Below are 14,844 nucleotides of genomic sequence, written 5' to 3' on the forward strand. Positions count from 1 at the left end.
AGCTTATTTAATATTAAATGGCAAGTAAACACCGAATGTGATATTACGGCCAGGATTTAACACACCATAAGTTGGATCCTCTTGCGAAAAGCGGCCAGGACGTAATCTGTTCAAGGCATCATAATAACGCTTGTTGGTTAAGTTATAACCTGATACATATAGTTTTAATTGCTGGGTACCAATATGTAAGGTTGCACCTGCGCCAGCATTCAGCAGAGTATAAGCGTTAGTAGGTGTTTCAAAAGTTGGATCGATTCGGTATTGTTTAAAGAAGTTATCAACACCTACGTACACATAGAAGTTTTCCAAGCCTTTTACCTTAGGCTCCAGGCGTAACGTGTTATGAATTACACCGGCTGGAATTAAAGGTAATGCCCTATCAAGCGATGTGTTTTGAGCATGAGTATAGCCAAAGCTATTATCTAGGTGAATAAAAGTTGTAGGGTGAATGTTTAAATTACCTTCCACGCCATACAAATTAGCATTTACCTGACCATAACGATACACATCAAAGGTTTCAGGAGAACCGTCAGGATCTTCTGCTGGTACAGTAATCTGATCGCCTTTAGCACCTGATGCGTAAATGTAATTATGAATATAATTTTCATATATACCCAAGCTACCAGTTACAATGTTGTGTCCAAACTCTAAAGTAGCATCTGCTTGATAACTGCGTTCCGGATTCAAATTGGCGTTACCGATTTCGTATCGAGTAGTACCCTCATGCACGCCGTTAGATCCCAACTCGGCAGGGTTAGGAGCCCGAAAAGCTGTACCTGCATTCGCTTTAAAGCTAAACACATCGTTAAACACGTGCGTATAACCTAATGCACCGGTAAAACTATTAAAGGTGTTTTTAAAACCTGCAAACTGCTCCTCATCTTCAAGAATTAACTGTTTACCGTTATTTTTCACGTAATCAAAACGCAAGCCTGCATTGAATGTATTTTGATTCCAAGTTTTCTTGATGTAAGCAAAAGCACCGGCCGATGTACGATCATACGCCGGAATCAGGTACTCTGTTCCTTTATTTACGCTATGTTCTTCGCTGCTGCTCACGCCAAATACCGGTTGCCAACCATTAGTTTCAGCTAAGTAATATTTAGCATCTAACGAGTACGTATTTAAATCGAAAAACAAAGCAGGCGTTGGCTCATCCAACTCACGACGTTGGTTTTTCTGATAGCCCAGGTCTAATTTCAATGAGCCTGAACCAATAATGAAGTTGTTGTTTAACGCTAATTTATAATGTCTGATATCTTGACGAGGGAAATCAAGCGTACGGGATTTATCATTAGTGTACAGCGGGTCACCTGGGTCTGCATCATTAAAGCCTATGTTATTTTTGAAATATTCAAAGTTCAGGTGTGAATATCCCCATTGTTTGTTCAGCCCCAGCATACCACTTAAGCTGGTATTATTATAACCACTATTAATGTAATAGCCATCAGGCGTTTTAAAGTTATAGGCATTTTGGTAAGAACCGCGTCCGCGCCATACAAAGCCATTTTCATTACCAGTCAGCATTGCCGAACTGTTAGTTAAGCCATTATTGGTAGAATAGCTCGATAACACTTCACCTTTTAACTGGCCCGGAGCAGGTGCTAATGGTTCCAGCACGTTAATTACACCACCAATTGCATCTGAACCGTATAATAGAGATGCTGCACCACGCAATACCTCTACCCGATCAGCTTGGTTTTGATCAATCTCAATACCATGTTCATCGCCCCATTGCTGGCCTTGTTGCTTGATACCATCATTAACAGTAACTATACGGTTGTAACCCACACCACGTATAACGGGTTTAGATATGCCGGGACCAGTAGTAATTTGGCTTACACCAGGTACCTGTTTAGCTAATGCATCAATCAGGTTGGTAGCGCCATTTTGCAGCTGATCTTTGTTTACTACCGTAGCCGAAGTGCTGTTGTATTTATTATTGGAGGCAATTGGCGTTCCGGTAATTACCACTTCATGGGTTTCAACAATACTAGGTACCAAAGCAAAATCCAATGTTGCATTGGCCGATAAGTCAACGGTTTGTACCATATCCTGATAACCGATAAACCGAACTTCGATTACGTAGCGGCCACGTGATGGCAAGGTGTTAAATGTAAAATGGCCGTTTACATCCGCCACTGTACTTATGCGCAATTGCGATAGAGTAACGGTAGCACCAGGTAAAGGTTGGTGTGTTTTTGCATCAGTTACCGTACCGGTAAAAGAGCTTAAATTGGCAGCAAATAAAAATGCAGGTATAGTAAACAGCAGTAAGCTGAATAGAAATTTCAGTTTCATAAATGTGTAATAAACAATAAAATAGGGTAAAATAAAGCCACAGCCCTCAATTTGAAGAACTGCACGGTATAAGGAAGCTTAGCACTGCGGAGGCCCGCGGTTACCCGATAACAACAGCTTTACACCTTCATATACAGGTGTATAGGTAAGGTAAGCATAACTGCTGCTTATTGTCCAGAAATGAAAATGAAAGGTTTGCAGAAAAAGAGGCGCATGGCTGCTTTGATGACAAATCTGACATTGATCATCAGTAGTTGCTCCTGCTCTGTTCTTTTTAGTGCTTGTAGTATAATCTGCTTTTTTTAAAACGTGCGTATGCCCAAATACAATAGCCTGCCCTACCAAGAAGGTTAGTAAAAGCATCCAGGATGCAGCTATTTTGGCCGTACGTTTTTTCAAAGCGCTAATCGGGCAAATATAATCACTTCAGCAATTATCTATAAAGATTGTTGATTTTTATATCTGAAATATTACAAATTATACATTCGGCGCTTTTAAGTGTTAACATTATGATAAATGTTTATGTAGCAACAGGCAGTATAAACACCTCTTCTCATTAGATATGGTAAACTAACTCCTGATTAAAACGTTCAAAATAAACCCAACACAAAAGCGATGCAATGAAAGCTCTCGTTCTGATTTACACTACCCTACTCATGACTACATTAACTGCCTATGCACAGCCAGACAAACAGGAATCAGCTAAACTGATAGAAGTGGCACAGTTCGGCCATTATCAACCTATTGGCGTAGCAGTTACGCAAACTGGCCGTATATTCATTACCTTTCCGCGCCACATGCCGTATGAGTATGGCGTGGCTGAACTGGTGAATGGCCAGCGCCGCCCCTATCCAGATGCTGAATGGAACAAATATGACTCAACTCAAGCCGATCGGCATTTTGTAAACGCACAAGCCGCCTGGCCTGATGATCAAAACAATTTGTGGATACTTGATCCGGCTAACCCTATGGATGGTACTACAATACCCACAGGCGTAAAGCTTTTAAAAATTAATCTATCCAACAATCAGGTAGAACATGTGTATCGCTTTGAAGATTTACCACGTGAAAAAATTGCGTTGAATGATGTGCGGATTGATACCAAGCGTCAATTAGCCTACTTATCAGAACCTAAAACTTCTTCTATCATAATACTGGATTTAAAGACAGGTAAAAGCCGTCAGGTACTACAAGAAGATAAATCAACTAAAGCTGAACCTGGTTTTAAATTGCATTTGGATGGTAAAGATGTAGTGGATGATAGAGGAAAAGCTTTTAGCTCGAACGTGAATGGTATTGCACTTACTCATGATTTTAAATACTTTTACTTTAGAGCTATCAATCAAACTAAACTGTATCGCATTGCTGTAGATTATCTGGCAAACCGATCCCTTACGGATGCCGAACTTTCTAAACATGTGGAATTGGTGAGTGAAACCGGCATATCACATGGTATGATTGCTGACAGCAAAGGCAATGTGTACTTAACCGATTCGCCCAACAAAGCTATACGCTATGTAACGTCTAATGGCCACTTAGAAACTTTAGTGCAGGATAAGCGACTGATATGGCCAGACACTTTTGCCATAGGCCCAGATGGTTATTTATACCTGACTTGCTCACAGATTAACCGGGCTAAAAAATACAATCATGGTGAGAATAAAGTAGAGTATCCGTTCAGATTGTTTAAGGTGAAATTACCATAATCACCTATTTGCTTATTGATAAAAACGTTACTACCAGAAATTACTCAATTTCTGGTAGTAACGCCTACAACTATTTAACGCCAGTAACCGTGACGCCATACATGCCCACGTGGGCCCTGTTCCCAACGGCCCTCTATATAAGCACGACCATGCCGCGGACGTGACCAATAACCATTTCTATAAGCATATCCTCCACCTCGATAATACCATTCTCCTGGAACCCAAACAGCACCGGCATAAGGAGCTACCGGACGGGCGTAATAAGGAGCTACAGGTCGTGAGGCTACATAATACTCGCCTGCACATGATGAAAATAAACCTGTAACCAAGCTTAATCCTATCAATAATTTTAATGTACTTTTCATAACAGTAATCAGTATTGTATAATATGACCAACTGTAAAGAGAAAAGTTTAATCAAAATATTATGGAGTACCCTTCTCATTAAAATGAGCAGCAAACAACATTAATTCGTCTGAATCATCTTTCAAGGTAATTGTTTTTTCAAATTGAAAGCCTAGCTTTTCAAGCACCCGTATAGAAGCTATATTATCAGCAATAGTAATAGCTAGTAGTCGTTTCAAACCTAACTTAGCTTGATAATACTGAAGTACACCGCGGGCTATTTCTGTACCATACCCCTGCCCTTCATATTCTGGCAATAAGGCATACCCTAAATCCAGTTCAGGCAAAACATCTCGTTTTACTAAGCCACACATCCCTATAGGTGTACCATCCGTTCTTAAACAAACCACACACATACCAAAGCCATGCAACTGATAATTTAGCAATGGACCATTAACCAAATAACTTTGTGCTTCCTGCAAAGTTTTGATGTCCCGATCGCCAATATATTTCAGCCAGGTAGGGCTATTTAATAGTTGTAATACAAAGCTGGCATCATCCAGCATAAAATGCCTTAGTGTAAGCCTTGAAGTTTGTAAGATAGGTTCGTGCATCATATAAGCACCTAAAATACTGCATTTTATCATAAATAAACAACCTAGTTGTATAATGCTACTTGTAACGAGTAAAGTTGTACTTTTTCGTAACATATTTTCAATTTGATGGTTGATGTAGCGAAAGTTTTATCTTTTCAACACTTTACTTATGGCAACACCTGATCAATATCCTCTATCAAAAGAGTTTAAAGCACAAGTACTTCCTTACCCACCTAAGCAATCGGAAATGCACATACAGCCGTTTAGCGACCTGAGCACTTATAAAGCTGCAGGGAAACTACAAGGTAAAACAGCTATTATAACGGGTGGCGCTACTGGTATAGGTCGTGCTATCTCAATAGCCTTTGTAAAAGAAGGCGCTGAAATTACTATTGTTTATAACAGTAATGATGAAGATGCCGATGAAACCAAACGCTTATGCGAGGCTAATGGCGGTAAATGCTTAATCATTAAAACCGATGTAAGCGAAGCCGAAAACTGCCGCCAAATTGTAGCGCAAACTTTGGCAGAATATGGCAAGCTGGATATATTGGTTAATAATGCTGCTTACCAGATGTCGCAAAAAAGCTTAGAGGAAATTACTGAAGAACAACTGACCAGAACCTTCCGCACTAATATTTTCGGTTACTTCTTTATGGCGCAGGCAGCCCTGCCGCATTTGCAAAAAGGTAGTGTTATTATCAACACCGGCAGTATTGTGGGTAAAACCGGAATCCCGATCTTGATAGATTACTCTGCTACCAAAGGTGCAGTACATGCCTTTACCAAATCGCTCGCACTTAATTTGGGTGAAAGAGGCATTAGAGTAAACTGTGTGATTCCTGGACCAGTTTGGACACCTAACATTACCGCCACCATGCCGCCAGAAGAAATTAACAATTACGGGCACGAAACGGTATTTAGTCGCCCTGGTCAGCCTGAAGAATTAGCGCCTATGTACGTTATGCTGGCATCAGACGATAGTAGCTTCATGACCGGCAGCCTTATTGAAATTACTGGTGGAAAACTGTCCAGCGATTCTTAACAAGCAGTTAGTTTTATGCGCAATGATCATTACATGCCTGGAAGCAGCTTAAAATTGCTGCACACACCTTATGTAACACCGCAAACAAAGCAGGTATTAACAAAACGCATGGAAGAACCAGTAGTAACAGAACCAAAGTTCTTTTCGGCAGCTTTATTCAAAACTTTACAGGCCGTGTGCAGCCGCTTGATACCACAAGATACTGATGCCATACAAGTTGACTTAGCCGGCACCTTGGATTTGCAGCTGGAACGCCAACAAGGTGACGGCTGGCGCTATGATGTTTTACCAAATGACCAGACAGCTCATACCCAAGGAATGCAGGGTATTGAAGAAGTTGCCGAACACTTATATCAACAAAGCTTTACTGCCTTAAGCACTATCCAGCAAGATAAGATATTAGCAGCCGTACAGGAAGGAAAAGTAAACAGCCCAATTTGGCAGCATTTAAATGCAACAAGATACTTTGAAGAGTTATTAGTTACCATTACTGCCGCCTATTACTGCCACCCGGCAGCAAAGGATGAAATAGGCGATGTATCATGGGCTGATGCAGCTGGCTGGCAGCATATAGGTTTGAACCAACTAGAGCCTATTGAACCGCCTACGCAGTAAAATTAACTTACATGATTTTAGCAGATACGAAAAAAAGCACGCCATCAAACGAGAACGTGCTGAATATACTACGACAAAAAGGCCAAATGAAACGTTACAGCACTCACGAAGTTGTAGATGCTGTAGTTATTGGCACAGGAGCAGGTGGCGCACCTTTACTATCACGATTAGCCAAGGCTGGGCTGAAAGTAGTTGCGCTGGAAGCCGGTAAATTCTGGCAGCCTGATACAGATTTCAGCACAGATGAACGCGATCAAGAAAAGTTATTCTGGAAAGATGAACGCCTGAGTGCAGGTGATAGCCCGGTTCAATTTGGTAGTAATAATTCGGGCATTGGTGTAGGCGGCTCTACCCTGCATTACACTGCCTATACTCCCCGCCTTATGCCTGATGACTTAAAATTGTATACAGAATTTGGTGTAGGTGTTGACTGGCCTTTAACCTACCAGCAACTCGAACCTTACTTTAATGAACTAGAGCAGTTTTTAGGCATATCTGGCCCAACACCTTACCCTTGGGGACCAGTTCGAAGCCAAGGTTATTCCCTACTACCTTTGCCACTTAATGGTGCAGCCCAGTTAATGAAAAAAGGATGTGATGCGCTGGGTATTCGCACCTCGCCGGCTGCTAATGCGGCAGTATCTGCACCTTATTACCAACCGAATATAGGTTGGCGTAACGCCTGTACCAACCGCGGCTATTGCCAGGCTGGTTGCAGTACCGGAGCCAAGGCCAGTATGGATGTTACTTTTTTACCACTTGCTATACATCATGGTGCCGAAATCAGGGCGGAAAGCTTTGTGAAAACTTTTGAACAGGATGATAAGGGTTTAATAACGGCTGTGGTTTATGAACATGCCGGTGTGGAGTATCGGCAAAAGTGCCGTAACATTTTTTTATGTGCCGGTGCTATTGAAACGCCACGCTTATTATTGATTAATCAATTAGCCAATAGCAACGGCCAAGTAGGTAGAAACTTTATGGCGCATACTGGTATGCAGCTGTGGGGACAGTTTAATGAAGACATTCGGCCTTACAAAGGCATACCCGGCGCTTTAATTTCTGAAGATACACACCGACCAAAAGATGCCAACTTTGCCGGCGGATACCTGTTGCAATCTATCGGTGTTATGCCACTAACGTATGCTACACAGGCAGCACGTGGTTTGGGTTTGTGGGGAGAGCGTTTAAAGCATCATATGCGTGGGTACAATCACACCGCTGGAATCAATATTTTAGGCGAATGCTTACCATCAGCCAACAACTATTTGGAGCTATCTGATGAATTAGATAGCCGAGGTTTGCCTAAGCCCAGAATTTACTTTACTAATAATGAAAATGAGCAACGGCTTACTGCACACGCCGAAAACATAATGCGTGCCATTTGGGACAAAGCAGGGGCTTACAACGTTTGGGCATTTAACCGCAACCCGCATACTATTGGTACCTGCCGCATGGGCACCGACCGTAACACTTGTGTAGTTGACGCTAATGGACGAAGCTTTGATGTACATAATTTATACATTGCTGATAATTCAATTTTTCCAAGCTCATTAAGTGTTAACCCAGCACTTACTATAATGGCTGTTTCCCTACATGTGGCCGACCAGTTTTTAGCCACTACCCAGCAGCTGCACGTTAAACCACTAGCTACTACTTAAACATATTTATTCAAACATTTATGGCAGATTTTCTGAGCATTATCAAAAAAGAGTTTGGTAATAAAGGGCATGATGGCGATCAGTATGGCGGCGCAGCAGGCTCATCGGGCAACGGTTTACCAGATGGCTACAGTGGTAACTTTATGTTTGCCACAGGTATTGAATGCTCCTATCCTACTATCAATCATGGTGCTATTCGTCGCGACCAGTTAGAGGAGTGCGGACATTATACCCACTGGAAAAAAGATCTGCAGTTGGTAAAAGATTTAGGACTAAAATTTCTACGTTACGGCCTGCCCTATCACAATATTCACTTAGGCCCTAATAAATATGACTGGAGTTTTGCTGATGAGGTAATGAACGAAATGAAGCGTTTGGAAATAACGCCTATTTTAGATCTCCTTCATTTTGGCCTACCCAATTGGCTGGATAATTTTCAAAATCCAGAATTGCCCATTCATTTTGCACAATATGCTGCTGAAGTGGCCCAGCGTTATCCTTGGGTACGCCACTACACACCGGTAAATGAGATTTTTGTAACAGCCAAGAATAGTGCACTGGAAGGTAAATGGAATGAGCAGCTTCAATCAGACAAGGCTTTTATAACCGCTATTAAGCACTTGGCAGCAGCAAGTATACTGGCTACTCAACGTATTGCTCAATACCATCCAAACGCTATTATCATCCAAAGTGAATCGGCAGAATACCTACATGAAATTAAGGCTACGCCATCCGCAAAAACCAAACTGTTTAACAAACAAAGGTTAATTGCATTAGACTTGCTTTACGCCTATCCACCCGATTCAGACGTATGTATGTACCTGATGGATAACGGCCTCACACGTGATGAGTATAATTGGTTCATGGCTGGCGAGCCGCCAGGTTATCAAATTATGGGAAATGATTATTATGGCCGTAACGAAAAGATATTATTACCTGACGGAAATTTTGTTATTGCTGAAGATATAATGGGCTGGTACAATATTACACAAGAATACTACCAACGTTACAAAAAGCCGGTTATGCATACCGAAACTAACACCTTTGATGCTCATACTGCTCCAACCTGGCTTTGGAAGCAATGGGTTAACATTTTGCAGATGCGCAGAAGCGGTGTACCTGTATTAGGCTTTACTTGGTATAGCTTAACTGACCAAATTGATTGGGATATAGAGCTATCTCAAAAAAAGGGCACCATTAACGCTTGTGGTTTGTATGATTTAAATCGTAACCCACGGCCTGTAGCCGATGCTTACCGTACCTTGCTGAAGGAATTTGGGCAAATTACCATGGTGCCACATGGCGAACTATTTGAAGTAACCAGCAAAGATGCTCGTTTGAAGGTGGAGGTATAATTAAATAGAGTTAACACTTTTGTTAATAAGAACATATTACCATAGCATTATAGCAGGCATCAAATACAATTAAATGTTTAAACTAGGTTCTGGAACTTTTAAATACAGTAAACGTATGCAATGATGAAAGCTCATGATGCACTATGATCAATACTTCAACCTACATCTTTCTTAATGAATAATACAAAAACCAGCAGGCTTGATTACATCAATTCTATTCGTGGAATAGCTGTATTAATGGTTATTGTAGTGCATATATCAGCAGCTATAGATGGACTGCCAGAAACTTTCAAGTATATATGTGGAAAAGGAGCATTTGGTGTACAATTATTTTTTGTCACCAGTGCTTTCACGCTTTCTTTATCCTACAACAATCGGGTTTTAACTGAAGGAGAACATACAAATTATAACTTTTTTATCAGGCGGCTTTTTCGGATTAGTCCAATGTATCATCTGGCAGCACTGGTGTATGGTATTATTTGCTATCAAATACCAGCTTATAATGATGGTAAGCCCTTGGTGCTTTGGAAAATGTTAGCGAATGTATTGTACTTAAATGGATTTCTGCCTGGTGCCATTAACTATTTGCCACCAGGAGGTTGGTCAGTTGGTGTTGAAATGGCTTTTTACTGCTGTGTGCCATTTTTATTTACCCGAATAAAAACGTTAAAGAGCGCTACTATTTGGTTTATCACTTTACTAGTGCTTACTTTTATTCTAAAAGTTGCTATAAGATATGTTTTAACCAGTATGGGCAAGGATTATCAAACGCCCGAAAACTGGTTCCTGTACTTTTGGTTTCCCAACCAAACGCCTGTATTTATGTTGGGCTTAGTTTTATATTACGCCTTGAAAAACTATAGCATTCAAAGTAGCACAAAAACGTATATTGGTTTAGCTGGTGTTCTTTTACTACTAGCGGTATTTGCTTATTTCAGAGTTTCATTTGACCCATATAACCTTGTACCCGAATACGCAATTGTTGCTATGTTTTTCACTGTGAATGTGTTTTTGATGGCACAACACCCTGTAAAAATACTAAACAACCGGGTTACATGTTTTTTCGGTGAAATTAGCTTCAGTTTATATTTAATACACTTTATAGTTATTTACGTGCTTGCCGACTACCTACAACTGCCTGGCAATGTATATGTACAGTTCTTTATATTGTTACTCCTCACATTATCAATCAGTTCAGTATTAGCTAAGCTCGCTTACCACTTTATAGAATTAAAGGGGATTAAGCTAGGTAATCGCTTAATCCGCCGTAAAGTTGATAAACTGGAACAAGGCACCTGGTAGCAAATAAAACAACCTTTACTCTAGCATTGAAAGTATTTCCTTTATAGAGAAAGTAGCGCCGCATACAAATTCATCAGCTGCACCATAGTAAATAGTTACTGTATCGCCATTTACCACATGCCCATTGGTAAATACCACGTTGCCAAAAAAGCCACTTGTTTCGTATGGTTCTGTCGGAATCATGATTGGGTCTGTAGTTCGAGCCAACACATTAAAAGGATCATTTAAATCGAGCAGGAAGGCACCTAGGCAATACTGGTGCTTTGCATTCGCTCCGTGATAAATTTCCAGCCAGCCGTGTTCGGTTTTAATGGGCGCAGCACCAGCCCCCACCCGTGCACTATCCCAATTACTTTTACGGGTACGCACAATACACTTGTGGTTTCCCCAATGTATGCCATCCGGCGATTCAGCCAGCCATATAAAATTGCCGCCAATATCTACACTGCTGGGGCGGTGCAAAGCGTAATACTTGCCGTTTATCTTTTCTTCAAAAATAGCGCAGTCTTTATTATGCGGCGGCAAAATCATGCCATACGAATCAAATTGCTGCCAGTTTGTAGTAGTTCGCATACCTACCCCAACGCCGTTACTTGATACAGCCGTAAAAGTAAGATAATACTTATCTTCCAGTAAAGTTACCCGGCAATCTTCAACACCATAAGCCTGTAACATACCTTGGCCAAACAAAGGCGGGTAACCGTCAGGCTCATAAAAATTAGCACCATCATCACTGCACATCAGGCGCAGGTGCGATAAGGTAGTCAGATAATCTAGCCCCATGTATTTGACTACACGCGGATCAGTATTAATCAGTTCCGGGTGTCCTTCCGGAATTTCTAAAATATCAATCTTTCCCAAATCATTCAGAACCGGGATAAAAATTACACCTTCTTTAGCCACTGTATTTTCAGCTACCCGCACAATGAGCCATGTTTTATTCTGAAAGGTAAACACACCCGGATTAAGCAGACAAATGATTTGCATACCTTCACTACTAGGTTGCAAATCTGCTGGGCGGAGTAAAGGATTTTGTGGAAAACGCTTGGCAATATCGCTCATGAGTATCAGCGTAGTAGATTTTTATTAAAATATTTTGATGAACATTACGACAGCGTACTACTTTGGTAAGTAATTAAATACTTGCTTTGTTATTTACCAATGTTTGTTTTTTGTGCCTTTTTAGCCAGCTTTTGTGTACGAGCTTCAGCTTCCTTTTCTTCATCGCGTTCACTCATCGGAAGATCTGTTTTAGGTTCTTCTTTTGATGTCTTTTCGGTACTGCCCAATTTTTGTTGGTCTTCTTCTTTTAACTTTGCCATAATATATTGAAGTTATTTTTAATTATAAACTGCTGCTAAACGCCGTAGGTGAAGCGTATTTACTAAAGCTAATGGGTGTAAACACTTTCCTAATTCATCCAGCAAATCAGGATCAAGCGGTTTACCTTCTGTCACTTCCCATTGGCCATTGCACTGTACTATAAAAATATCTTCATCCGGATTTACACAAATATGCCAGCCTAACTGTCCGTTTTTAGTTTCTTCCCAAGCATGAAGTTTTACGGTTTCGTGATTGCCGGGATTGTAAACATGAATTGTCATAAACCAAAATATTTGAGTAAAAGATGATCTAGCAGTGTCAGATAGCGTGACGTATTAAAGTTTACAAGCTAAGCTGGTTTTTAGTTTTTGTTAAAATGAAAAACTTCAACAAAGTCCAGTTAAATGTGTTTGCTGATAAATACAGGTGCATAAAATATTGTTGTTATGAATCATCCGGTAATTAACCAAGCTGTGGGCCAGCCCTTGAATCGTGTTGAAGGTGTTGCAAAGGTAACAGGCCAAGCCAAATACACCGCCGAGCATGATTTACCCGGCATGACTTATGGTGTTATGGTTACCAGTACCATCACCAAAGGTCATATAACTAAATTGGATACTAAAACTGCCGAACAAGCTACTGGCGTGTTGGGTATAATAAGCCACCTGAATTGTCCCGAAGTTCCTGGTTACCAGAAAAACCCGGCTGCTACACTTCCCATATTTGCAGGTCAGGAATTTAAATTATTTCAGGACAGCCAGATTCATTTTAATATGCAACCTGTAGCTTTAGTAATTGCTGATACCTTTGAACGTGCACAACATGCAGCTTCACTGGTTAAAATAGCATACAGCGCAGAACCTCACCACACCGATATACACGAACAATTACCAAATGCTATTATTCCTGCCAAACCTTCCGACTATACACGCGGGCAGGCCGATGCCTGGCAGCAAGCTCCCGTAAAGATATCGCAGCAATACGAAACATCATTACAGGTGCATAACCCTATGGAACCTCATGCTACTATAGCCTATTGGCCGGCTGAGGATAAACTCATGCTGCTCAATAAATCAAATGGTGTAAAATCATCACAACAAAGCATTTCACAGTATTTTGAATTACCACCCGAAAACATACAGGTTATATCAGAATATGTGGGCGGTGCTTTCGGAAGCTCGTCCAGAGTATGGCCGCAGGAAATGGCTGCCGTACTGGGTGCAAAAAAAGTAGGCAAACCCGTAAAAGCAGTACTAGCGCGCAACCAAGTATTCAATATGGTTGGTTACCGCCCTTACTCGCTGCAAAAATTTAGTATAGGCGCTCAGGTTGATGGTACTATAACCGGCATTGCCCATAAGGCTTATGGCTCCACATCCAGTTATGAGCAGTTTAATGAACGTATTGTTGAACCTACCAAATCAGCTTACAACTGTATTAACCTGAGTACCACCTACAAACTGGTACCATTAGATGTAAGCACACCTTGCCCTGCACGTGGCCCCGGTGAAACCAGCGGCTCTTTTGCGCTGGAATCAGCCATGGACGAGCTAGCCTATGCCCTAAAGATGGACCCGCTGGAGTTAAGATTGAAAAACTTTGCCAATATAGATTTAAACAACAACAAACCCTGGTCAAGCAACCACTTGAAAGAATGCTACCAAATAGGTGCTGAAAAATTTGGATGGAGCAAACGCAATCCTGTTCCACGCTCCATGCAACGTAATGGTATGCTGATGGGTTGGGGCATGAGCATGGGTATTTATAAAGCGGAACGTGCACCAGCATCGGCCAGTGTACGCATCCAAGCCAATAGTCAGGTATTTATCCGTTGCTCGGTGGCTGATACCGGACCAGGTTCTATCACTATTCTTACTCAAATTGCTGCCGATGCTTTGGGCGTAGATGTTAGTCATGTTACTATTGAATGGGGTAATGCCGATTACCCAATGGCGCCGCCACAATTTGCCTCACATACTACAGCATCAACCGGCTCGGCTGTACATGATGCTGCTATAGCTTTAAAACAGAAGTTTACCACATTGGCTAACACAGATAATGTATCATCAAGCAACTATACTGATTTATTGCGCCAGCATCAATTAACAGAGTTAGAAGCCACTGTTCAATCCAAACCAGGGTTTGAAACGCAGCAACATTCGGGTAAATCTTTTAGTGTTAATTTTATTGAGATACAAGTACACCCCACAACGGGCATGGTTAAAGTTAACCGGATTGTTTCAGTTATTGATGCCGGCAAAATCATGAATCATAAAACAGCCCGAAGCCAGGTTTTAGGTTCGGCAGTTTGGGGTATTGGTATTGCTTTAATGGAACAAGGTGTGGTTGACCATCGCTACGGCCGTTATGTAAACAATAATCTGGCCGAGTATCATGTACCAGTAAATGCCGACATACCGCAGATGGGCATTCACTTTATTGATAAAGCTGACAATTATCTGGACCCGATGGGTGCCAAAGGCTTAGGCGAAGTTGGACTGATTGGTTTTACAGCAGCTATAGCAAATGCAGTTTATCATGCTACAGGTAAGCGGATCCGGCAGTTGCCAATTACGCCTGATAAATTACTGTAAAA

The 14,844-nt window shown here is 41.3% G+C and carries 14 protein-coding genes; 7 read left to right on the top strand and 7 right to left on the bottom strand.

Going from position 1 to position 14,844, the window contains the following annotated elements; genetic code table 11:
• Positions 1 to 3: 3 nt before the first annotated feature.
• Together HH214_RS02530 and HH214_RS02535 are read right to left on the bottom strand one after the other, a co-directional pair.
• Complete coding sequence (locus HH214_RS02530) at positions 4 to 2,301, bottom strand: TonB-dependent receptor (protein WP_169605849.1); 2,298 nt, start codon at positions 2,299 to 2,301, stop codon at positions 4 to 6.
• A gap of 78 nt (positions 2,302 to 2,379) precedes the next feature.
• Complete coding sequence (locus HH214_RS02535) at positions 2,380 to 2,700, bottom strand: hypothetical protein (protein ID WP_169605850.1); 321 nt, start codon at positions 2,698 to 2,700, stop codon at positions 2,380 to 2,382.
• Between the two features lie 221 nt (positions 2,701 to 2,921).
• Between HH214_RS02535 and HH214_RS02540 the strand changes: the two genes are divergently transcribed.
• Positions 2,922 to 4,007: an SMP-30/gluconolactonase/LRE family protein gene (locus HH214_RS02540; RefSeq protein WP_169605851.1), complete on the top strand. Its 1,086-nt coding sequence runs from the start codon at positions 2,922 to 2,924 to the stop codon at positions 4,005 to 4,007.
• 74 nt (positions 4,008 to 4,081) lie between these two features.
• Here the strand turns inward: HH214_RS02540 and HH214_RS02545 are convergent, their stop codons facing one another.
• On the bottom strand, positions 4,082 to 4,372 hold the full coding sequence (locus tag HH214_RS02545; protein ID WP_169605852.1) for a YXWGXW repeat-containing protein: 291 nt from the start codon (positions 4,370 to 4,372) through the stop codon (positions 4,082 to 4,084).
• Positions 4,373 to 4,431: 59 nt separating this feature from the next.
• The gene (locus tag HH214_RS02550; RefSeq protein ID WP_211166293.1) at positions 4,432 to 4,998 is read right to left on the bottom strand and encodes a GNAT family N-acetyltransferase; all 567 of its coding nucleotides are present in this window, start codon (positions 4,996 to 4,998) and stop codon (positions 4,432 to 4,434) included.
• Between the two features lie 118 nt (positions 4,999 to 5,116).
• Here HH214_RS02550 and HH214_RS02555 point away from each other — a divergent pair, with 118 nt between their 5' ends.
• From HH214_RS02555 to HH214_RS02575, 5 genes are all read left to right on the top strand, one after another.
• Positions 5,117 to 5,992, top strand: a complete 876-nt coding sequence (locus HH214_RS02555; RefSeq protein WP_169605853.1) for an SDR family oxidoreductase — start codon at positions 5,117 to 5,119, stop codon at positions 5,990 to 5,992.
• A gap of 15 nt (positions 5,993 to 6,007) precedes the next feature.
• The gene (locus HH214_RS02560; protein ID WP_211166294.1) at positions 6,008 to 6,607 is read left to right on the top strand and encodes a gluconate 2-dehydrogenase subunit 3 family protein; all 600 of its coding nucleotides are present in this window, start codon (positions 6,008 to 6,010) and stop codon (positions 6,605 to 6,607) included.
• An 11-nt stretch (positions 6,608 to 6,618) separates the two neighbouring features.
• Positions 6,619 to 8,268 (top strand): GMC family oxidoreductase, encoded by a 1,650-nt coding sequence (locus HH214_RS02565; RefSeq protein WP_211166295.1) that lies wholly within the window; start codon positions 6,619 to 6,621, stop codon positions 8,266 to 8,268.
• 20 nt (positions 8,269 to 8,288) lie between these two features.
• Positions 8,289 to 9,623, top strand: a complete 1,335-nt coding sequence (locus tag HH214_RS02570; protein ID WP_169605855.1) for a family 1 glycosylhydrolase — start codon at positions 8,289 to 8,291, stop codon at positions 9,621 to 9,623.
• A gap of 174 nt (positions 9,624 to 9,797) precedes the next feature.
• Entirely contained in the window at positions 9,798 to 10,925 is a 1,128-nt protein-coding gene (locus HH214_RS02575; RefSeq protein WP_169605856.1) for an acyltransferase family protein, read from the top strand.
• A 15-nt stretch (positions 10,926 to 10,940) separates the two neighbouring features.
• Here the strand turns inward: HH214_RS02575 and HH214_RS02580 are convergent, their stop codons facing one another.
• The 3 genes from HH214_RS02580 to HH214_RS02590 form a co-directional block, all read right to left on the bottom strand.
• Positions 10,941 to 11,987, bottom strand: coding sequence for a glycoside hydrolase family 130 protein (locus HH214_RS02580; RefSeq protein WP_169605857.1), 1,047 nt, complete (start codon positions 11,985 to 11,987; stop codon positions 10,941 to 10,943).
• 89 nt (positions 11,988 to 12,076) lie between these two features.
• Entirely contained in the window at positions 12,077 to 12,247 is a 171-nt protein-coding gene (locus HH214_RS02585) for a hypothetical protein (protein WP_169605858.1), read from the bottom strand.
• A gap of 18 nt (positions 12,248 to 12,265) precedes the next feature.
• Positions 12,266 to 12,529 carry a hypothetical protein gene (locus tag HH214_RS02590; protein ID WP_169605859.1) on the bottom strand — a complete coding sequence of 88 codons (264 nt, stop codon included), beginning with the start codon at positions 12,527 to 12,529 and terminating at the stop codon, positions 12,266 to 12,268.
• Between the two features lie 165 nt (positions 12,530 to 12,694).
• Between HH214_RS02590 and HH214_RS02595 the strand changes: the two genes are divergently transcribed.
• A complete protein-coding gene (locus HH214_RS02595) occupies positions 12,695 to 14,842 on the top strand; it encodes a xanthine dehydrogenase family protein molybdopterin-binding subunit (protein ID WP_169605860.1) in 2,148 nt (715 codons plus the stop codon).
• Positions 14,843 to 14,844 lie beyond the last annotated feature (2 nt).

It is taken from the genome of Mucilaginibacter robiniae, from assembly GCF_012849215.1.
Taxonomy (GTDB): Bacteria; Bacteroidota; Bacteroidia; order Sphingobacteriales; family Sphingobacteriaceae; genus Mucilaginibacter; species Mucilaginibacter robiniae.